18 protein-coding genes and 1 pseudogene are annotated in these 20766 nt (G+C 61.1%); 12 read left to right on the top strand and 7 right to left on the bottom strand.

Translation table 11 applies throughout. The annotated features are described in order from the left end of the window. The 8 genes from AU252_RS00900 to AU252_RS00865 are packed head-to-tail and all read left to right on the top strand — an operon-like array spanning nucleotide 1 to nucleotide 7009. Complete coding sequence (locus AU252_RS00900; protein WP_058929113.1) at nucleotides 1-960, top strand: branched-chain amino acid ABC transporter permease; 960 nt, start codon at nucleotides 1-3, stop codon at nucleotides 958-960. Continuing rightward, a complete protein-coding gene (locus tag AU252_RS00895; protein WP_058929112.1) occupies nucleotides 957-1733 on the top strand; it encodes an ABC transporter ATP-binding protein in 777 nt (258 codons plus the stop codon). Before AU252_RS00900 ends, AU252_RS00895 begins: the two co-directional genes overlap by 4 nt. Before the next feature lie 11 nt (nucleotides 1734-1744). After that, nucleotides 1745-2488: an ABC transporter ATP-binding protein gene (locus tag AU252_RS00890; protein WP_058929111.1), complete on the top strand. Its 744-nt coding sequence runs from the start codon at nucleotides 1745-1747 to the stop codon at nucleotides 2486-2488. Nucleotides 2489-2492: 4 nt separating this feature from the next. Next, on the top strand, nucleotides 2493-3269 hold the full coding sequence (locus AU252_RS00885; RefSeq protein ID WP_058929110.1) for an enoyl-CoA hydratase/isomerase family protein: 777 nt from the start codon (nucleotides 2493-2495) through the stop codon (nucleotides 3267-3269). 5 nt (nucleotides 3270-3274) lie between these two features. Further along, entirely contained in the window at nucleotides 3275-4474 is a 1200-nt protein-coding gene (locus AU252_RS00880; RefSeq protein WP_058929109.1) for a CaiB/BaiF CoA transferase family protein, read from the top strand. Continuing rightward, nucleotides 4471-5595, top strand: a complete 1125-nt coding sequence (locus AU252_RS00875; protein WP_157768904.1) for a thiolase family protein — start codon at nucleotides 4471-4473, stop codon at nucleotides 5593-5595. The genes AU252_RS00880 and AU252_RS00875 overlap by 4 nt, the downstream gene beginning before the upstream one ends. Then, nucleotides 5586-6002: a Zn-ribbon domain-containing OB-fold protein gene (locus tag AU252_RS24375; RefSeq protein ID WP_058929107.1), complete on the top strand. Its 417-nt coding sequence runs from the start codon at nucleotides 5586-5588 to the stop codon at nucleotides 6000-6002. Before AU252_RS00875 ends, AU252_RS24375 begins: the two co-directional genes overlap by 10 nt. Further along, nucleotides 5999-7009: a phosphotriesterase family protein gene (locus tag AU252_RS00865; RefSeq protein WP_058929106.1), complete on the top strand. Its 1011-nt coding sequence runs from the start codon at nucleotides 5999-6001 to the stop codon at nucleotides 7007-7009. The genes AU252_RS24375 and AU252_RS00865 overlap by 4 nt, the downstream gene beginning before the upstream one ends. A 586-nt stretch (nucleotides 7010-7595) precedes the next feature. Here AU252_RS00865 and AU252_RS24370 read toward each other — a convergent pair. Together AU252_RS24370 and AU252_RS24365 are read right to left on the bottom strand one after the other, a co-directional pair. Then, nucleotides 7596-8129: a transposase gene (locus tag AU252_RS24370; protein ID WP_240484285.1), complete on the bottom strand. Its 534-nt coding sequence runs from the start codon at nucleotides 8127-8129 to the stop codon at nucleotides 7596-7598. An 81-nt stretch (nucleotides 8130-8210) separates the two neighbouring features. Next, the gene (locus AU252_RS24365) at nucleotides 8211-8702 is read right to left on the bottom strand and encodes an IS110 family transposase (RefSeq protein ID WP_240484284.1); all 492 of its coding nucleotides are present in this window, start codon (nucleotides 8700-8702) and stop codon (nucleotides 8211-8213) included. A 572-nt stretch (nucleotides 8703-9274) separates the two neighbouring features. Here AU252_RS24365 and AU252_RS00850 point away from each other — a divergent pair. The 3 genes and pseudogenes from AU252_RS00850 to AU252_RS00840 all read left to right on the top strand — a co-directional run bounded on the left by AU252_RS00850 (nucleotide 9275) and on the right by AU252_RS00840 (nucleotide 13597). Further along, nucleotides 9275-10324: pseudogene (locus AU252_RS00850) on the top strand (IS110 family transposase). A 561-nt stretch (nucleotides 10325-10885) separates the two neighbouring features. Next, on the top strand, nucleotides 10886-12034 hold the full coding sequence (locus tag AU252_RS00845; RefSeq protein WP_058929104.1) for an acyl-CoA dehydrogenase family protein: 1149 nt from the start codon (nucleotides 10886-10888) through the stop codon (nucleotides 12032-12034). A gap of 414 nt (nucleotides 12035-12448) precedes the next feature. Then, nucleotides 12449-13597: an acyl-CoA dehydrogenase family protein gene (locus AU252_RS00840; protein ID WP_058929103.1), complete on the top strand. Its 1149-nt coding sequence runs from the start codon at nucleotides 12449-12451 to the stop codon at nucleotides 13595-13597. Between the two features lie 4 nt (nucleotides 13598-13601). Here AU252_RS00840 and AU252_RS23705 read toward each other — a convergent pair whose 3' ends face one another. Together AU252_RS23705 and AU252_RS00835 are read right to left on the bottom strand one after the other, a co-directional pair. Beyond that, nucleotides 13602-13769, bottom strand: coding sequence for a hypothetical protein (locus AU252_RS23705; RefSeq protein ID WP_157768903.1), 168 nt, complete (start codon nucleotides 13767-13769; stop codon nucleotides 13602-13604). A gap of 764 nt (nucleotides 13770-14533) precedes the next feature. After that, a complete protein-coding gene (locus tag AU252_RS00835) occupies nucleotides 14534-15343 on the bottom strand; it encodes a TIGR03084 family metal-binding protein (RefSeq protein ID WP_058929102.1) in 810 nt (269 codons plus the stop codon). Between the two features lie 188 nt (nucleotides 15344-15531). Here AU252_RS00835 and AU252_RS00830 point away from each other — a divergent pair, with 188 nt between their 5' ends. Further along, nucleotides 15532-16179: a TetR/AcrR family transcriptional regulator gene (locus AU252_RS00830; RefSeq protein ID WP_083510179.1), complete on the top strand. Its 648-nt coding sequence runs from the start codon at nucleotides 15532-15534 to the stop codon at nucleotides 16177-16179. Nucleotides 16180-16197: 18 nt separating this feature from the next. Here the strand turns inward: AU252_RS00830 and AU252_RS00825 are convergent, their stop codons facing one another. The 3 genes from AU252_RS00825 to AU252_RS00815 are packed head-to-tail and all read right to left on the bottom strand — an operon-like array spanning nucleotide 16198 to nucleotide 20761. Then, nucleotides 16198-16974 (bottom strand): enoyl-CoA hydratase-related protein, encoded by a 777-nt coding sequence (locus tag AU252_RS00825; protein WP_083510178.1) that lies wholly within the window; start codon nucleotides 16972-16974, stop codon nucleotides 16198-16200. Then, complete coding sequence (locus AU252_RS00820; RefSeq protein WP_058929100.1) at nucleotides 16971-18776, bottom strand: acyclic terpene utilization AtuA family protein; 1806 nt, start codon at nucleotides 18774-18776, stop codon at nucleotides 16971-16973. Before AU252_RS00820 ends, AU252_RS00825 begins: the two co-directional genes overlap by 4 nt. Then, nucleotides 18773-20761 (bottom strand): acetyl/propionyl/methylcrotonyl-CoA carboxylase subunit alpha, encoded by a 1989-nt coding sequence (locus AU252_RS00815; RefSeq protein ID WP_240484429.1) that lies wholly within the window; start codon nucleotides 20759-20761, stop codon nucleotides 18773-18775. The genes AU252_RS00820 and AU252_RS00815 overlap by 4 nt, the downstream gene beginning before the upstream one ends. Between the last annotated feature and the right edge of the window lie 5 nt (nucleotides 20762-20766).

Below are 20766 nucleotides of genomic sequence, written 5' to 3'. Positions count from 1 at the left end.
ATGCCATTACAGCTGCGGTATTTGTCCGAGGGGATCGGCCTCTTCGTGGTCATCCTGGTTAGTTCCTACTTTTTAGGCTCGTTCCAGCAACAAGTGCTTGGGTTGACAACTATTTTCGCACTGGCGGGAATCGGTTTGAACGTTCTCGTTGGCTACAGCGGGTTGGTGTCGCTGGGGCATGTGACGTTCTTCGCGATCGGGGCATACGGTTGGGCCAGGTTAGCGCCGGTGGCGCCAGGACCAGTGGTCGTTCTCCTGCCGATTGTGCTTTCTGTAATCGTTGCGATCTTGATTGCGCTGGTGACGCTGCGAATCGCCGGATACTACTTCGCGATAGTGACTCTCGCGGTCGCGATGATCTCTACAGTGGTCATCGTCACTGCGACCGAACTCACTGGCGGGTATTCGGGTATATCGGGGATCCTCCGGAGTGGTCTTCCCGGGTTTGAGGGCGCGCAACAAGTGATCGTCACGGCAGCGCTAGTGCTTGTCATCGCATACTTCTTCCAGGCGACGCTCCGGGATTCTCCCTTAGGCCACGCACTGCTGGCAACCTCATACGACCCGGTCGCTGCGCAGTCGTTTGGACTCTCGATTGGTTCCATTCGAATGATCGTCTTGGCGATTAGCTCGATTCCAGTGACGATCGCCGGGATGTTTGCGGTCCAATTGGTCCGTTACGCCGGTCCTGATCAGTTCTCTTTAGCTGTAGCTATTCAACTGATTGCGATACCGATCATTGGTGGCCGTGGCTGGCGGTTCGCCCCGATCCTCGGATCGGTCGTGGTCATAGCTCTCCCCGAACTTTTCCGCGGATTCGCTGACTACCGGCTGGTGTTCTACGGTGCTGTGCTCATGCTGGTTGGTCTCTTCCTCCCGGGCGGCCTACGGCAACTAAACCCATTCAGTTACCTGAGAAGAGATAGGGCGACGCCTCGAGAGGAGCTCGTGCGCTTATGAGCGACACCATTCAACTTAGAGCGCGCGGCGTTAGCGTCAACTTCGGGGGCAATGTTGCTGTCGAAGGCATCGACTTGGATGTCGATTCGGGACAAATCATCGCTGTCATCGGTCCCAACGGTGCCGGGAAAAGCACGTTGATCAACGCCCTAACGGGCTTCGTGCCGCTCTCATCCGGGTCAATCGAGTTGCAGTCTCGTGGGTCCGTGACTGACCTCACACGGCTACCCTCGCGTCGAAGGGTATCAGTGGGCATCAGTCGAACCTTTCAGACGCCGCGCCTCGTGCCGGAGTTAACGGTGGCCGAGAACGTGTGCCTTGGATCACTGTGGCAACTGGTCTACAAACGTTGGTTCGAAGCCTTCGGGGGTCCTGCGCAACAGAAGGGGTCTCGCGATCGATTTGCGCGTGCATGCGAGGCGCTCGAGGAGGTCGGGGTAAGAGCGTCTCCTGGAACGCCTGCGAGTTCCCTCAGCCTTGGCGAGCAGAGATTGGTCGAGGTCGCGCGCGTGATCTACTCCGGTAGCGCAATCGCCTTGCTCGACGAGCCCTTTGCTGGCTTGTCGGCTGTTGAACAAGAGGTGCTCGCAGTCGAGATCGCGCGGTTGCGCGACTCCGGAACAGCCGTGCTGCTTGTCGAGCATCAGCTCGATCAAGTGCGCGCACTCGCTGATCGCGTGCTCGCGATGGATATGGGACGTCCGCTCCTCGAAGGCACTTCATACGAAGTGCTTGGCGCGAGTGTGGTCCGAGAACGATATTTGGGGGAGTGATGGAATCTTTAGTGCGCGAGCAGATCAAGTCTCATGAAGCACTGGCGGTCGACCGCATGTCCGCGTACTACGGACAGGCGGTGGCTGTGAGGGATGTTTCCTTCTCCGTACCTGTTGGTGCAAGCGTAGGGATCCTTGGACCGAACGGCGCCGGAAAGACCACCCTCCTTCTGGCATTAGCGGGTCACCTGCCAATCACCGGTTCGTACTCATTCAACGGTGTGAAACGACGCCAGCACCGCCCATCGACGCTTCGCAGACGCGGTGTCGCGCTGGTACCGCAAACTCACGCAGTCATCGCCGAAATGACCATCGAACGGAACCTTCGCGCGGCATGGTCTACAGGGACGAAGGACACGTCCTTCGCGAATGCGATGGGCGAGGTGCTGGAGTTATTTCCCGCACTCAGGGGCCGTGCTGCTGAACTCGCTGGAAACCTTTCTGGGGGACAGCGCCAGATGCTCGCGGTTGGCCGAGGGCTCATATCCCGTCCTCGAGTGCTCATGCTGGATGAACCAACGGCGGGGTTGTCCCCGAAGTTGGTCAATGAACTAGTCGAAGCGCTTATCACCCTCCGCGGCAGCGGTCTGACTGTTCTCCTAGTTGAGCAAAACTTCTCCGCGGCTCAACGCGCATGTGATCGGCTCCATGTTCTCCGCGATGGCACTATCCGATGGTCGGGGGCAGCAGAGGATCTCGATCGTCAGACCGCTGGCGTTCTCTACACCGGCGAGCCGAACAATGAAAGGAAATAGACACTTGAGTATCGACTTGACCGTCTCAGACGACGGCATCGCCACCATCGTGATGAATCGTCCGGAACGAATGAATGCTTTCGACGCAGAAGCATACAAGCAGTTGTCGGAAGTATGGATCCGTGTCCGTGATGATCATGCGATTCGAGTTGCTGTAATAACAGGGGCCGGCGAAAAGGCATTTTCTGCTGGTGCGGACCTGAAGGACCTGGTTCCCGCGCCACCCGAACTGCATGACTTATGGCTTACCCAAAAGGATCAGCTGCTGAACCGCGGACTGGAGATATGGAAGCCAGTTATTGCCGCCGTTAATGGCTACTGTCTTGGCGGGGGACTGACGATGCTATTTGCGACTGACATCCGGATAGCCTGCCACGATGCGACGTTCGGGCTCAGCGAGGTGAAGCGTGGTGTTCTACCGGGTAATGGGGCGACACAGCGGGTAATCGACAACGTGTCCTACCCCAGAGCAATGGAGATGCTTCTCACTGGCGAGCCCATAGATGCGTCAAAGGCTCTCGAATGGGGGCTGATCAATGAGGTTGTTGACAGGGCCCGACTAATGGAGAGAAGCCTTGAGATCGCTCGACAGATTGCTGCGAATGCACCCTTGGCTGTCCAGGCCACAAAGGAGCTAGCAGTTAGGTCACGGTCAATGGACCTGGCTTCCGGGTTGCGTCTGGAACAGGTGCTGCAACGGATACTCCAGACTTCGGAAGATGCAGTTGAGGGGCCTAAGGCGTTCGCCGAACGTCGGCCCGCAGTGTTTGGCGGAAGGTAGAGAAAATGCCGGAACTTCCATTACAAGGTGTTCGTGTGCTCGATATGGGACAGATCTATAATGCGCCGTATGCCACTCTACTTATGGCGTTGAGCGGCGCCGAAGTCATCAAGATCGAACCCATCGGTGGCGAGCACCTCCGTGCTCGCGGAGAGGTATCCCGCTCGCATGGCGTTCCATTCGCAATGCTGAATTCCAATAAGAAGAGCCTAGCGATCGACGTGCGAACGCCCGCGGGACGCGAGATCGTCGTTCGACTTACGGCGGACGTGGATGTATTCGTTGAAAACTTTCGACCTGGTGCCGCGGAGCGTCTTGGGCTTGGCGCACGAGCGATGAGAGAAAAGTACCCCCGCCTCGTGTATGCGTCAGGTAGTGGGTTCGGGCAGGTAAGTGCATTGTCTGACGTTCCCGCAATGGACCTGACTATTCAAGCCATGTCAGGCGTTATGTCGATTACTGGTTTTCCCGATCGCCCACCCGTCAAGGCGGGACCCGCTGTAGCTGACTTCTCTGGCGGAATTCACCTTTATGCGGCTATTATCACGGCGCTACTCCGCCAGCGGCGAACGGGGGACGGCGCACACCTTGATATCGCGATGCTTGATTCAGTGATTCCTTCGATGGCCTCGAACATCGGAATGCTGTATGACGAAGTGCAACTACCATCGCCGCGCACGGCAAATCGTCATGGGGGTCTCGCTGTGAGCCCTTACAACGTCTACACGACAACTGATGGTTTCGTCGCGATCATCGTCGTGGCGGAGCGGCATTGGGTTTCGATGTGTGAACTTATGGGCATGCCCGAGCTCTGCCAGGACCCGCGTTTCGCCACAGCCGCCGCGCGTATCGACCACATGGACGAAGTCGACGAGCTAGTTGAGTCATGGACTCGCACCAGGACCAGAGATGAAGTCTTTGAGAAGTTGAGGAGAAGCGGTGTTCCTTCCGGTCCTGTGCGCGAACTCTCCGATGTGCTTGCAGATCCGAGTCTTCGTGCCAGAGGGGCACTCCAGGACTTGCAACACCCGATCTACGGCGACGTAGTTGTCCCGCACTCGCCGCTTCGCTTCGAGGGAGAGGAGCGGGTACCGATTGAAGCCAGCCATGCGCTTGGGGCGGACACTCGCCAGGTGTTGAGTGCTTCTCTCGGGATGACCGCGTCAGAAATTGATCAGCTGATGGCCGATGGGATAATCCGATGAGCGCGACAATTATCGGCGCAGCGATGACACCTTCGGGTAACCTCCAGGGCGCGACTCCACTTTCGCTCTGCACAGATGCGATCGCCGGGGCGGTTGCGGATGCCGGCATTGACCCACGGTCCATTGATGGAGTCTTTGCAAAGTTGCCAAGTTCAGCTCCGTCCAGCATGTTCAGTCAGGCAGTTAGCGAGTCAATCGGGGTGGCGCCCCGGGTCGCGATGTCTGTGGACCAGGGCGGCGCGTCGATGGTCAGCATGATCGGCATGGCGGCGCTTGCGATCGACGCAGGGATGTGCAGCATTGCCGTTGTCGTGATGGGCGACATTCCGCGGTCAGGTAAAAGACCGTACGACCGCGAATGGGGAGACTCTTCCAGGTTTGGTTGGTCTGGGATCGCTGCTGGCTATGCGATGGTCGCCCGAAGGCACATGGAGTTGTGGGGCACCACGAGCGCTCAGCTTGGCGCGATTGCCGCCGTAACTCGCAAGTACGGTGCCAGCAATCCCGGGGCCCAGCTTCGGAAGCTTCTTACTGTAGAGGAGCATCAGGCCGAGGGATTCATCGTCGATCCTCTACGGCGGAGTGATTGTTGCCTCATCTCGGATGCGGGCGCTGCGGTTATCGTGACTGCACGCGCCACTGCCGTACAGCTCGGTGCGCGCAAACCGGTGCCTGTTCTCGGTTTCGGGCAAGCACACACGTCGTGGAGTATCGAGCAACGGCCCGAGCTGACCGACACGCTGGCCGCAAAATCTGCGGCCGCGGCGTTTGAGATGGCAGGAGTCGCGCCCGCGGACATTAGTCTCGCGCAGATCTATGACTGCTTCTCCATCACTTCGCTGATGACCCTTGAAAGCTATGGCTTCTGCGAACGCGGGTCGGGCGGTCCATTTGCGGCTAGTGGAGCGTTGGACCTGGACGGGACGCTTCCAATGAACACGAGCGGCGGGTTGTTGTCGGAATCAGGGATGCCTGGCGGGCAACTCGTAGTGGAAGGAGTGCGCCAGATGCGCGGCGAGTCCTGGTCACAGGTGGAAAACCCCTCCACGGTAATCGTAAGTGGCCAGGGCGGCGTGATGCACACCCATTCAACACTGATCTTGGAGGCATCATGTTCGTAGGTCTCGAAACCGCGAGTGGCGTCGATGTCGTCTTTGCAGACTACCTCCGCAACGGCGAGCTACGATTTCAACGCTGCATGCTCTGTGCTCACGTTTGGCTTCCGCCCCGCCATCGATGCCCAGAGTGCCTTGGGCAAGACTACGCATGGGAACTCGCGTCTGGGGCTGCGAGCCTCATCAGTTGGGTGACCTACCATCGTTCGACCATCCCCGAATTCAGCGACAAGGTCCCCTACAACGTCTCCATCGTGGAGTTGGTGGAGGGACCCCGGCTTATCTCCAGGGTCGTGAATTGGCGAGCAGTCAATCTTGCGCTGGGGCTCCCGTTGCAGCTCCAGATTGACCCGCAGGACGGCGAGCCGATCACCGAGTTTATTGCCCCGGCTGGATTGAGGAAAGAACGATGAACGCAAAAAGCAGCATCATGACGGCAGCAGGACCGATTGCCAGTGACGCAATCGGAGCGACGCTCATGCACGAGCACATATTCACTATGAATGCCGAGCACTACGCAGAGCACCCAGAAACATTCAACGAGGAGGCGGAACTAGAACACGCCGTCGAACTACTTGATCGTTTGAGTGACCTTGGGTTCTCGACTCTGGTCGATTGCACCGTGCTAGGGCTCGGACGCAACGTGTACCGCATCGCCAAACTAGCCCGCCGCACGAAGATAAACATCGTTGTGTCCACCGGTGTCTATGCAATGCATGAAGTGCCGCGGTACTTCGCACTCCGAGGTCCCGGGACCCTGTTGGGTGGAGACGACCCGATCACGGCGATGATGATCGAAGACATCGTGAACGGCGTCGGAGACTCTGGCGTGCGGGCAGGGATGATCAAGATGGTTGTCGAGAGTGACAACCCGGCGACGCAGCGGATCGCCCGAGCGGTCGCTGACGCTCACCAACAAACCGGTGCTCCAATCACGGTTCACACGAACGGCACCGCAGACGCGGGTCGAATCGCCGTCAGGATGCTGCTAGAGGGCGGCGTTGACCTCACGCGCGTCGTGCTTGGACACGCAGGAGAATCTGACGACCTGGATTACCTGAAATGGGCCTGTGATCTGGGGGCGTTCGTAGGGTTCGATCGAATCGGCGCGGACGTCGTCCGCAAGTATGAGGACTATACGTCGACGTTGAAGCACATGCTAACTGCCGGCTACGCAACTCAGGTCGTTGTCAGCCACGATGCGGCGTGCTCGATGCAACATTTCCGCGACGATTATGGACGTCGAGCGTACGAGAAACTGACGCCCCATTGGAACTATGAGCTGATTCCGACAAGAGTCATCCCGGAGTTGCGTGCCGCCGGCCACGGAGACGACACGATTCGGACGATCTTTGTCGACAACCCGAATCGGATCCTCTGTGGTGGGGCCGTCGTCGGCCCTGAGACGAATGGCGGCTGAGTCGCAGCACAACACCGGATCCGGCCCAGGGCAGTCGTGTGCATCAGCTACGCCTGAGCACGTTACCGGACAGCAGGCGAAGCACCAGGAGGCGCGGAAGGCATTCCAATGAGACGTTCAGACAATACCCGAGTCACGCGGCGCGGGGGTCGAGGGATTATCAGCATGACCCCTACCAGCAATAACGATGAGGCGATCGTTGGCGCCAAACTCACCGCCATGGGACGGCCAGCCGGACAGCCGTGTACCCGCTGGCATCCATCAAAAGGCATTCCAGCGGGACGCTGATATGTAGGTCCGGTTGTCAAGAGGCAGCGGTGAGCGGCTCCTGGATTTTGGTTTCCTGGGGGCCGCTCATCGTGTGCCGGCCGGTCGTGGTGAAGGTGTTGGCGAGTCTTATTTCGACTGGGCAGTGTCAGGTTGATATTCGCGGGTTGGTACCGCATGACGATGTGTTCGGCTGGAGCGTTATCGGTGTCTAGAATCGAGCGTCGACGGGTGTGATGCGTCTGCTCATAGCGTCATCTCGAGTTAGCTCCGCGTGCTGCCATCGCATGTTCACCACGTCCCGGAGGCACGTTCGGGGTCAGGCCGCGTTCATGCGTTCTCCTTGCTGGAGCGGGGCGGCCAGAGACCAGCACCAGCCGGTGAGCTCGCGGGCGATCGCGGTGTTGGCCTTGACTGACATTTTGTGCCAGTCATCGAAGACTACCCACTTGTGGTGGAGCCGGTGGTTTCCTTCCAGGGCGCGGATCCGCGTTGCCGGGGCGACGAGGTCGAGCTGGCGCAGCAGCCGTTCCCCGGGCCGGGCGTAGGGGCGCCGGTGCTGCCAGGCCGCTTCGATGAGAAGTTTTCGGGCATAGGTGTTCCCGGCCTTCGTGATCGGACCCTGATGCCGGGACTGGCCCGAGGAGTCCTCACTGGGGACCAGCCCCAAGTAGGAACCGATGGACGAACCCGTGAAGCGGGTCCAGTCCCCGATCTCCACGGCCAGCCCGAACCCGGTCGTGATCTGGATGCCCCGCAGGCACATCAACGCGTCGATCACCGGGCCGTACAGGCACGCCGCGGCCGTCACGGTCACCTGTTTGTCGATCCGTTTCAGGTGCACTGCGAGCATCTCGGCCTGCTCTACATCGGCTTCGTAAGTGAACTGCAGCGCCGGTTCCTCAAAGCGCTGGCGGCGCAGCCACAGCCCGTGTTACCGCGTCCATCTGCTGTCCTTGGGGTAGCGGATGCCGTGGCGCAGCAGGATGGCGTTCACGTGCTGGCGGGCGTGGGCGAGGTCCTTGGCCGTGCCCGAACGAAGCCGGGACAGGTCCCGCAGCGCTTCTTCCTCGGGGTCCGGGATCCGCACCTCGGTGACCGAGCCGACCGCGAGCATCTCAGCCAGCACCCGGGCGTCCCGCCGGTCGGTTTTGATCCGGTCCCCGGGGGCCCGCAACAGTTTCGAGGACGCCGTGATCACGCAATCGATGCCCGCAGCGCGGAGGTAGCGGGCCAGGACGAACCCGGTCGGGCCCGATTCGTAGACGGCCTTGACGGGCGCCCCGAACCGGCGGACCCACTCCAACACCACGGCCGGGTCAGAAGCCATCGTGTGGCTGCTGATTTCCCCGGTGGCCGGGTTCAGTGCATGGCCCACAACGTTCACCGCGTGAACATCCAGCCCGATGAAAGTATGCTCAAACATAGCCGGGACCTCCCAAACTTCACATGTGGCACTACCATTGCACCCCGACGAGCCGTCAGGCCAAGGGAGCCGTCAATGGCAACCCACGGACCCTGTGAAACAGAAGGCCCCGGCCCCCCAAGACGCTTTTTGCCGTTACCTGGCCCCGTCCGGATAAAGGACATCACCGCCGGGGATGAGGCTCCGCAGCGCCGCCTGCCACAGACGGCCACGGATTACACCCAAGCCGGCGCTGCCGGGACCGGCCCGGCGATAATGGCCGGGCCCAGACGGGCGGAGAACGTGGCCATCCCTCACTTCATATCTCTAATAGGTAGTGACCAGCCCGAGGTTGGTTGGCAGACTGCTTTCCGGGACCGCCGGGCGTGACTCCCTTCATATCTGACCCGCCCTGCGGTGTCTTATAGACGACCTGTCCGCCCGAAGGTCCCGGGAGCAGCCGGCCCACTCCGATGGCTTGATAGAAGGCTGTCCGCTTCACCCCGGTGGTGCTGCGTGACTCGTTAGAGATTTGCCTCGGCGTGATCCTCCTGGCTGGTTCCGACCGGACCTCTTCGGACAGGAGCAAGCAAATGACCATAGTCGCAGACCAGTACGCACACGTCGTCGGCGTGGACACACATGCCAGGACCCACACATTCTCAGTGCTCGCCGCCAGCACGGGCGCGGTGATCGGGACCAGCACGTTTCCCACCACTGGGGCAGGCATGAGCCGGGCTGTGGAATGGATACGGCGCCGCACTCCGACCGGGGACGTCCTGGTCGCGGTTGAGGGGACGAGCTCCTATGGGGCAAGGCTGACGCGTCTGCTCGAGGTGGAGCGCTTCGCTGTCTGCGAAGCCAGGCCGCCTCGACGGCAATCCCGCCGCGCCCATGGCAAATCCGACGCAATCGACGACGTCGCCGCCGCCCGGACCGTCTTGGGAACGGCCACGACCGAACTCGTCAGACCCAGGGCCGAGGGCCTCAGGGAAGCGCTTCGAATCCTTCTGGCAGCGCGGCGCTCGATGGACACCCAGCGAACCGGTGCGCGCAACGCTCTGACCGCCCTGCTGCGGACCATCGATCTGGGAATCGACGCACGCTCCCCGCTGACCGCTGCTCAAGTCAGGACGGTCCAGGGCTGGCGGGCAAGACAGGGCGACGGAGCTGCCGCCGCCGTCGCACGGGCCGAGGCACGGCGCCTCGCCTCCGCCGTCACCACCCTCGGCACGGAGCTGGAGGATAACCAGCGGGCCCTTGCTGAACATGTCCAGCTCATGGCCCCGGGAATCCTGGACATCTCAGGCGTAGGCCCGGTGACCGCGGCGATCATCCTCGCCTCGTACTCGCACCACGCAGGGTCCGCTCGGAAGCGGCCTTCGCAGCCTTAGCCGGCGCCAGTCCCATCCCGGCGTCCTCTGGCAACACGAATCGGCACCGGCTCAACCGCTACGGTGACCGGCAGCTCAACCGCGCACTGGACGTCATAGCCCGGACCAGAAGCGTCACAGACCCCGCCACCCCGCTCTTACATCGAGCGTCGCACCGCGGAAGGAAAGAGCCTGCGGGAAATCCGCCGCTGCCTCAAGCTCTTCATCGCCAGACAGATCTTCCGCCAACTTCAGACACTCATGGCTTGACACCCACCATAGAAGGGTCGTCTAGCCGACCCGGCAGATATTGCGTCAGCGATCGAATCACTGGCAAGAAAGCAGTCACATCACAGGAGTGATACAGGTAGTTCGACATGAGCACGAACGATGCAGTGATCGTGGCAGCCAGACGCACGGCTGTCGGAGTGGGCAAGCCCGACCGCGGAGTGTTCGGCGGAATCCCCGGCTAAAGCTGGCAGAGATGCTCGCGTTCGTCATGGCCAGCCACGCATGGAAAGGCACCCTGCCCCGCTGAACCCGATCAGAACACGGTCACCGACACCCAACCGCCCGACCGGGATAGGACTCAGAGCGATAGGTTCCGTTCCCGTTTGCGTTGCGGCCGTACTCATTCATCGGTGTAGTCGTGGTCAGTAAAATTTGCCGAAGTCTCCTGTGCGCCATCAAGCCGGCAGAGTACGTGCGCCGAACCGTCCATGCTCATGGCAGGCTACACAATTTTACGGATCCGTCCCCGATCACTTGTGGAACATCCAGCTATACGCGAGACTACAACATGACCGCATAGTCATATTTGGGAGTGTTTTCATGCTGCTCACGTCAGAACATCACGCATTTAGGTCGACGATCGCCTCGTTCGTCGAGAAGGAAGTTCAGCCCTACGTGGACGAATGGGAGGCAAAGGGTTGCTTCCCCGCGCACGAACTCTTCCGCAAACTCGGCGACCTCGGCGTGTTCGGGTTGGCCTACGACCCGCAGTACGGGGGCGACGGGGCGGACCATAGCTACCTGCTGATCGCCGCCGAGGAACTGGGTCGCATCCGCTCCGCCGGGGTGTCAATGGGAATCGGGGTGCACATGATGATGTCCACGCCGTCCCTGCACGAGTTCGGAACTGAAGAGCTCAAGCGTAAGTACCTGGTCCCAGCCCTACGAGGTGAGACGGTCTCGGCCATCGGCGTCACCGAGCCCGACGCCGGCTCCGACGTGGCCGGATTGCGCACCAAAGCCACCATCGACGGCGACGAGTGGGTCATCAACGGACTGAAGACCTACATCACAAACGGAACGCAGGCCGACTGGATCTGCCTGCTGGCCCGCACTACGGATGAGGGCGGATACCGCGGCATGTCGCAGATAATCGTGGACATGGATACACCCGGCGTGTCGATCTCCAGATCACTCGAAAAATTGGGTAATCGCTCCTCCGACACCGCAGAAATCAAGTTCGAAAACGTCCGAGTTCCGATCTCGAATACGATCGGCGAGGCAGGACGTGGGTTTCAGCAACAGATGAGCCAATTCGTCGTAGAACGCATGTTCGCATGCTATTCCAGGCCGGGCGCCCTCCAGGATGCACTGGACCGCACCGCCGAATATCTGCAGCAACGTACCGTCTTCGGCCGTCCTCTGGCCGCCAACCAGTACATCTCCTTCACCCTGGCCGAGCTTTCAGCCCGGCTCGATGTTATGCGCTTCTATAACTGGTCGATGGTCGAAGCATTCGAGGCCGGTGAGGACACAACCCGAATGGCTACGATCGGGAAGCTGCTCGTCGGCCGACTCTCTCGCGAAATCGCCGACGCATGCCTGCAGTTTCACGGCGGACTGGGCTACATGGAAGAGCATTGGACGGCGAGGTTCTTACGTGATCATCGTCTTATGTCCATCGGTGGTGGAGCCGACGAGGTCATGCTTCAGGTCTTGTCCAAAATGGACGGTTTTTCGGCCGACTAAACACCGGATCGGCTTACACGGGGACTCGAACATCCTCGACGATCGGCCCGGTCCGCACGTACCTCGACCTATACTGCCGGACGGACCTCGTCATTTCCGACTCTCCGGTCATGTTTCCGGTTCCGCTTGGTAGTACCTGCGACGTCACGGTGTGCGATTGCACCACGGTTTGTTGAACTGCGAAGAGGTTGCCTCCTCTGGCTATCGGGCACAGTCCGGTTTGGCACGACCATTGTCGCGGACCGCATTGGTGCCCGATTGGCCGAAGAAGGCGCGCCCCACGCTGTGGTCGATCTGGTTGCGCATTGCATGGCCGGCAGGGGAGCGGGCTACGGATCAATTAGTGCCAGTTCCAATTAGTACTCGTCAAATAAATCAGTTGCCGGAATCATGCAACAAGAAAGTAAGGAAGAAATGTCTGAACTGTCAGAAGACTATGAGGACCTGCGCCGCAGCGTGCAGGATTTTGCCCAGACTGTCGTCGCTCCCGTGTCGGCCAAGCACGACGAGGCGCACAGCTTCCCCTATGAGGTGGTGGAACAGATGGCCGGGATGGGCCTGTTCGGCCTGCCGTTCCCGGAGGAACACGGCGGCATGGGAGGCGACTACTTTGCCCTGGCCCTCGCGCTGGAAGAACTGGGCAAGGTCGACCAGTCCGTGGCGATCACGCTGGAAGCCGGCGTAGGGCTCGGAGCCATGCCAATCTTCCGTTTCGGTACCGAGGAACAGAAGGCCGAATGGCTCCCGGACCTGGCCGCCGGACGCGCACTTGCCGGTTTTGGCCTGACTGAACCCGGCGCAGGGACGGACGCCGGGGGCACCGCCACCACCGCCAGGCTTGAGGACGGCTGCTGGGTCATCAACGGCACCAAGCAGTTCATCACCAACTCCGGCACCGACATCACCTCCCTCGTCACCGTCACCGCCGTCACCGGCGTTGCCGAAAACGGCAAGAAGGAAATTTCCACGATCATCGTCCCGTCCGGCACCGAGGGATTCGTCGTCCAACCGGCCTACAACAAGGTGGGCTGGAACGCCTCCGATACCCACCCGCTCTCCTTCACCGATGTCCGGGTGCCGGAAGGAAATCTGCTCGGTGAACGGGGACGCGGATACGCAAACTTCCTGAGCATCCTGGACGAAGGGCGGATTGCAATCGCTGCTCTCGCAACGGGGGCGGCCCAGGGATGCGTCGATGAAAGCGTGAAGTACGCCAAGGAACGGGCCGCATTCGGCCAGAACATCGGATCCTTCCAAGCGATTTCCTTCAAGATCGCCCGTATGGAGGCCCGCGCCCACGTTGCCCGAGCGGCTTACTACGGGGCGGCCCGGAGAATGCTCTCCGGTAAGCCCTTCAAAAAGGAAGCGGCCATCGCGAAGATGATCGGCTCCGAGGCCGCCATGGACAACGCACGGGATGCCACCCAAATCCACGGCGGCTACGGCTTCATGAACGAATACCCCGTCTCCCGACACTACCGGGACTCGAAAATCCTTGAAATCGGCGAGGGCACCACCGAGGTGCAGCTCATGCTGATCGCCCGCGAACTGGGCCTGCCGTGACCCACTAGGAAGCCGGGCCCGCCCGCACTGAAGTGATGCGGCGGGCCCCGGTTCGAGTAATTCGACGAAGAAGCACCGGCCCTTCGGACAGGTCGCCGGCGAACCGGGCCGCTCCGGCTGTAGCCGGCACCGGCAGGACCGCGGCCGTGTTCACGGTGGCCTTAGCGAGCATCGAGGGAATCTTGGTACGGCGAGGACGTCCCCGTCCAGGGCCTCTTGAACCCACCCGTACTGCCTGACCTGCCCGGACAGACGGATCCGCTGGGCGTAGATCCCGGTATGGGGTCCGTATCCGGCGCACGCCAGCCAGCTGATGTGCCCCAAAGCGTAGGCGCTCTCCATCGCTGGGAAGTTGCCCGGGTCGGTGGACCGGAACCTGGCCAGGTGGTGGCGTGGTTTCGATTCGCTGCCCGCGATGGTAGACCTTCACCAGCTGCGCATCGGCGCGGATGCCCACACCCTGGCCGATGTAGTCCCCGGGCCTTCTCGGCAAGGCGCGCCGGGTGGTCCCACGACTGTCTACGAGGTGGTCCGATAATGGTCCCGTGCTCGTGACGGCGCCATAGGAGTCGGGCCCAGTCGGAGACAATGAGAGTATCTACCTCGTTGATTCCGGTTGCTGCGCGCTAGGTACGGTCCGCAGGCCACCAGAAGTTGGGCGCGCGCATCCGAGGGGCGGGTTGTGTGCGGCGGACCGTATTGCAGTGACGACCTGGTGAATCCTTTTCAGGAGCCCGATGCTCGTGGATCTTCTTGCGGGGACCGACGAATCACGTCATGCGGCCAGGGAATCGCCACCGGTGGCCTGTCTGAATCCTCACACGTTCGGAGGGTTTCAGCCCAGGCTGACCCCAGCCCCGATCATTTCGGTGGATGATCGGGGCTGCGCATTGTCTTGCTGAAAAATGCCGTGAGCGCGTGCTGGCACGCTGCTGATCAGAAACGAGTGGGACGACGTCCACTCCCGGAGGGCCCCGCAAATGTTTGAGCAATGTCCAACCATCGATTTACGTCCGGACCGTTGAACGCCAGGTCGAGATCGTCGCGATGGCGACGGCGGGTGACCAGCATTGAGAACTCCAGTGCCGACCCCAGTACCTTTTGCTCAGCGTCTTCCGGTCCCCAACTCCAGATCTGTCCGTCCGGCCCGCGCAGCTCTACCCGGAACTCCGCAGTGGGAGCCTCGAGACCCTGCCTTCTAAACGAATAGTCTCGAGTACGTACGCCGAGATGACAGACATGGCGCAAGCCGCCCAACCCGCCCGGCGGGAGTTCGAGCGTGTCAGTGATGTCAAGACCGTGCGCGAAGGTTTCCATGATCCGCGCCGTCGCCATCGATGTGGGCTTCATAGGCGGCCCGAACCATGGCACCAGCTCGTTGGGCGAGGCCGTCGCAAGGGCTACTGCGAGGACCTCGCGGCCAGATCGCCAACGCATCATAAGACCTTCGCCAGCGTCCGCGACGCCCTCAGCAGCACCTGTTTCTACAAAACCATGTGGATCGGCGAGTGCCGCCGTAACTGCACCATCGAACTCATCGTGGTTCGTCAGGGCCATAATGGACATTCTGTCGGTCCAAGCGAGGTGACCAATTTGGTGGGCTATTGTCCACCCGGCCGCGGGGGTAGGTTTATTCCAATCCCTGGGGGACAAGCGGTTGAGCGCCTCCTCAAGCTCACCGCCCATCTGCTCAAGGTCGGTCAGGAGCTCGTCGAGGACTCCATTTGCTCGCACAACTTCGGGCATGATGCCTCCCAAGGCTTTCGGTCTTCGCTGTCATTGGATTGTTGGATTCAAAAGTGACTTGATAGTCATACAAAAAATGGCCGCTTCTAGCGGTTGTTTGGCTTCCGTTGAAGGGTCACGTTCGAGGTATAGTCAATTATCGCGCACGGTAGGGTATTAGAGTGTTCTACCCGGAGAGGAGAGTTTCGATGACCCGAAAAGTACGACCTGGAGCATCCGTTCCGACGACGACACGAGGCAAGCGGACAAAGGCGGCTCTTGCACAGGCTGGACGCGAGTTGCTGGAGGAACGGGGCTTCCCGGAGACGGGTGTCGACGAAGTCTCACGACGGGCTGGGGTCTCCCATGGAACCTTTTACACGCACTTCGAGTCGAAAGAAGCCTTGCTGCGTGAAGTCGCGCATACGGTCGTCGGAGAAATGCTCGCAGCAATTCTTCTTGGCCCCGGGATCTCGTCCGATCCATACGAACGGATTTACGCTACTAACCGTCAGTACTTGGCGAGCTGGCGACGCTGCTCCAGGATCATCCGCATGGTTGACCAGATGTCAGGTGCCGGCGAAGAATACCGTCAGTTGATGATCGAGATGCGCGAGGTGTTCGTCTCACGCGGCGCAGAAGGCATCAGAAAACTGCAAGACGCGCGGCTGGCCGATCCAGCTTTGAATCCCCGACTCACCGCGGTCGCGCTCGGTGCAATGGTCGAACAGGTCGCACACGTGTGGTTGGACCTTGGGGAAGAATTTGCCGAGGAGGAAGTCGTCGATCACCTGACGAGGCTATGGGCGGGGGCGATCGGGCTGAAAGTCCCAAGCAACCACTCAGTTTCGGAGTGAGGCCCCCTCCGGCGATTCCTATCCTGCGGGTATCCACGAGGGGGTCCTCTTCTCTGAAAACGCCCTCACGCCTTCCTGGCCCTCGGAAGAGGAGAAGTACGCCTTAGAGACGGCCTGCATTGTCTTCAGGCTCTCAAGTAGCGAAGGTGCGGACGCGTGTAGTAGTTCCTTCGTCCTCGCGAGTGCTCCCGGAGCGCCAAGAATCAGGTCGTCAGTAAGGCGACGTACCTCGGCGTCGAGATTCTCGCCTGAGACGGCAGCGGTCAAAAGTCCGATTTCAACTGCGCGTCGGGCATCGAATGTTTCACCGGTCAGGAAGTACCTGTGCAGGGCGTGTGGAATCACCCGGGCTTGCAGCGGCACAGAAATTACTGCTGGCACAACTCCGATGCGTACCTCCGTAAATGCAAAGGTTGTGCTGTCGGTAGCGACTGCGAAGTCGCATGCGGCCATCAGGCCGAGTCCACCCGCACGCGCGGGCCCTGACAACCGGGCAACCACGGGCTTGCCGGACTGCCACAGTGCGTCGAGCACTGCAAGGAAATCATCGGTTGAGCCTTTCTGGCCGCCGGGCTGGCGAGCCTCCTTAAGATCGGCTCCGGCGCAGAACACCGGCCCCGTATGGGTGAGTACGATCACGCGGACGGCATCGTCGTTCAGCGCTTCTTGCAGGCGCTCCCACAACTCGCTTCGTAGTTGGGCCGACAGGGCATTGCGGTTTTGTGGGGAATCGAGTGTCAGCGTTGCAACCCCGCGCTCTTTTTCCAAATGTACGAGTTCGGTGCTAGTGATCACTGATTTTCCTCCTGGTATTGGGGTAGCAGGGAGAGGGGAATATCCATGTGTTTGGCGCGTAGATATTCGCCGAGCCCCTTGGCCTGAGCGTCGAGAGCGGGGTTGGCAGCGACGCCGGCGCCGAGCAGGCCGACCACTGTGACCCCGCAAGCCCTGATCAGCGGCAGTTCCCACATCCGGAGCTCCAGGGATTCTGCCTCTGGAAGGAGCTTGCGTATCGTCTCGGCCGACCACCACGATCGCAGCCAGTCATAGGCTGGATCATCACGTGCCCAGACTCCGAGGGTGGCGTTTCCGGCCTTGTCGCCGGAACGTGCACCAATGATGGTGCCGAGCGGTGCGGAGACGGACTGTTCGCCGGGGCCAGCGGACCAGGGAGCGGTTTGGGACCGGATACCGCCGGGGGAGGTGATGTCCCTCGGTGGTATTGCTGTGGCAGCCGCCCCAATAGGGTTGACAGTCCACGTCCGCTCACCGAGCGTTACGCGTTGTGTAAACTCTTCAGCTGGCAACAGAGTGGGCCAGAACACCATGAAGGCACCGGCCGGGCTAGGGGGCGAGGTGAGATGGAGACCCGGATAGCTTGCCAGACCGATCTCCACGGCAGAGCGGGAAAAGGCGCCGACCAGTGCCCTGTCTTTGCCGGTGACGGTGACGGTCAGCAGAGCCACTGCCTCGCTCACGGTTTGGGGGTCAGGCTTGTCCGCCCTCAGGAGCCGCACGGTCACGCTGTCGAAGACCTTCTGGCCGCCCGGTATGGCCGCCCAGAGAGCCTGTTGTGTGACTTCGGCTTTAGCCTCAATGTCCAGCCCGGTCAGCACAAAGGTGGTCTCGTTGCGCCATCCGCCGGGAGCCACGGCGCCGACTTTGATCTGGGTGGGCGCCGGCTCCCCGCGGACACCGGACATAAGAACGCGGTCGGCCGCTATCTGCTTGAGTTCGACGGTATCGAGACGGGTGACCACATCTGGGTTGAGGTAGCGCGGTCCGTCAATTTCGTACAGAAGTTGCGCGGTGACAGTTTCGACCGTCACCGCGCCGCCTGTTCCAGGGTGCTTGGTGATCACTGCTGAACCGTCAGCATTGATCTCGGCGATCGGAAAGCCGACGCGGGCCATATTCTCGTTCTCTGTGAAGAAGGAGTAGTTACCGCCGGTCGCCTGGGCGCCGCACTCGATCACGTGCCCGGCGGTAATGCTGCCTGCCAGAGCATCCCAGTCATCGCGTGCCCATCCGAAATGCCAGGCCGCTGGGCCTAGGATGACAGCAGCATCGGTCACCCGGCCGGTAACCACCACGTCTGCTCCGGCCGAAAGAGCCTCCGCAATGCCCCATCCGCCAAGGTACGCGCTGACTATCTCGGGCTCCACACCCAACGACGAAAAGGGCGCCCCGGTGTCCAGGTGCGGTGCGTCCCATCCCCGATTGCGTGCTGCGTCGAAGGCCGCTGTCGCATCGTCACCATCGACGACGGCGACGCGCACACTCCGTCCGAGCCGCTCGGCGATCGCCGAGACTTGCGCGGCGCATCCGTGTGGGTTGAGCCCCCCGGCGTTGGTGACGATTTTTATTCCCCGGTCGATGCAGTCCGCGAGTACATCGTCGAGCTGGGTGATGAAGGTTCGCGCGAACCCCGTTTCAGGGTTCTTGGCCCGCTGCTTTGCCAGCACCCCCATTGTCAGTTCTGCCAGCCAGTCCCCGGTCAGCACGTCGATAGGGCCGCCGTCGACCATTTCGCGTGCGGCAGACAGACGGTCCCCGAAGAACCCGCTGCAGTTGGCGATTCGTAAGGGTGTTTTCATGATTCGACCTCCGAGACTATAGAAACGACCGGCATCGCCGCTTCGACGTATTGCCCCAACTTCACGTGAACCGCATCGATGATGCCTTCAGCCGCTGCGAGTACTGCGTGTTCCATCTTCATTGACTCCAGCACTACCAGGGGCGCTCCGGCCGAGACTTTGTCTCCGACCTTTACCCGGACTGCAACCACCGTGCCCGACATTTCCGACGCGGGACCGCCAAGCGCAGTGTCGCTTAGGGGCTCAGGCAACCTCGGCTGCGGCATCCATCCGCGCTGGCCGCTGGAATCATTGACCCAGATTGAGCCATCTGCGTGGAGGGCAACCGAGCAGGCATGCTCCAGGTCGTTCGTGCGTACTCGGACGCCGTCGGGAGATAGATCGAGCAGCGTGAATTTATGGTTCACGCCGTCGATGGTCAACTTCAGTTCCGCCTCGCCCGACGAAGCGCTGAGCTTGTAGGCGAGGTCCCTTTCGCCGTCGCCGCCGATAGTCGACCAGCGTGTGTGGGCGGGGGGGTGGCCGTGAAGCATGCGGAACCCGGGCGGAGCGAACCTTGTGAGCCGATCGGTCAGCCGACGGCGGGCGACGGTGACGGCGATTGCTGCGGCAAGATGGACGGGCTCGGGAGTTGCTGGACCCGCGAAGCACAGATCCGGGTGCAGGTCAATGAAGTCCGTATGGGTATCGCCTGCCAGGAAGTCCGGTGCCGCCAGCGCGGCTGCGAGGAAATCGCGGTTGGTGGTTGTTCCGTGAATCTGCATACCGGCCAGAGCACGTGACAACCGTAGGGCGGCTTCGGTTCGCGTTGGTGCGTGTGCGATGACTTTGGCGAGCATCGGGTCATAGAACGGCGAGACTTCTCCGGCGGGGGCGATGCCGTCTTCATAGCGGATTTCGGGTACGGAGGCGTGGCGGTAACGGTGCAGCCGGCCAGGGGTGGGCAAGAAGTTGCGGCGGGTGTCCTCTGCATAGAGTCGCACTTCCACCGCATGGCCCACGGGTTTGATGTCGTCCTGGGTAAGCCCGAGAGGGTGTCCTGCTGCGACTTGCAGTTGCAGTCGTACGAGGTCGATCCCGGTTATCTCCTCGGTGACCGGATGCTCGACTTGCAGCCGTGTATTCATTTCGAGGAAGTAGAAGTGAGGCTCCGCCTCCGAGTCGTCCAGCAGGTATTCCACAGTGCCGGCTCCGAGGTAGCCGAGTTTGCGGACAAGCGACACGGCAGTCTCGCCCATACGGTTCCGCAGGGCTGAGTTGACGGCCGGCGACGGGGCTTCCTCGATAACCTTCTGGTGCCGGCGCTGCACGGAACACTCCCGTTCGAGCAGGTGTACAGCATTTCCGTGAGAATCGCCGAATACCTGGATCTCTATGTGGCGAGGGGAGGCAAGCAGGCGCTCCAGGAACACGGTGGGGTTGCCGAAGGAGCTAGACGCCTCCCGACGGGCGCCGTCGATAGCATCAATAAGCTCCGTCGGCCCATCGACCCGCCTCATACCCTTTCCGCCGCCTCCTGCAGTCGCTTTGACCAGGAGGGGAAAGCCCACCAATTCAGCTGCGGCTTGCCAGGAACTGTGGTCGTCGTCTGTGATGACGGCGTCCGGTAGGACCGGAACTCCGGCTGCGCGGGCTACATCTTTGGCGCGATCCTTCAGACCCATAGTTTCGATGGAATCCGGTGCGGGCCCGACGAAGATTAGTCCGGCCTCGACACAGGCGCGTGCGAATTCGGCGTTCTCCGAGAGGAAACCGTACCCGGGGTGGACTGCGTCGGCCCCAGCGCTGCGCGCTGCTGCAAGGATCTTGCCAGCGTCCAGGTAGGATTCCGTGGCGCTGGAGCCGCCGAGGGAAACGGCCATATCGGCGTCGGTGACGTGCGGGGCGTTTCGGTCGATATCAGAATAGACGGCGACGGTCCGGATACCCATGGTACGAGCTGTCCGAATAACACGGCGTGCAATTTCGCCGCGGTTGGCAATCAACAATG

This window comes from Pseudarthrobacter sulfonivorans (genome assembly GCF_001484605.1).
Taxonomy (GTDB): Bacteria; Actinomycetota; Actinomycetes; order Actinomycetales; family Micrococcaceae; genus Arthrobacter; species Arthrobacter sulfonivorans_A.
This window is presented reverse-complemented; position numbering and strand designations above follow the sequence as displayed.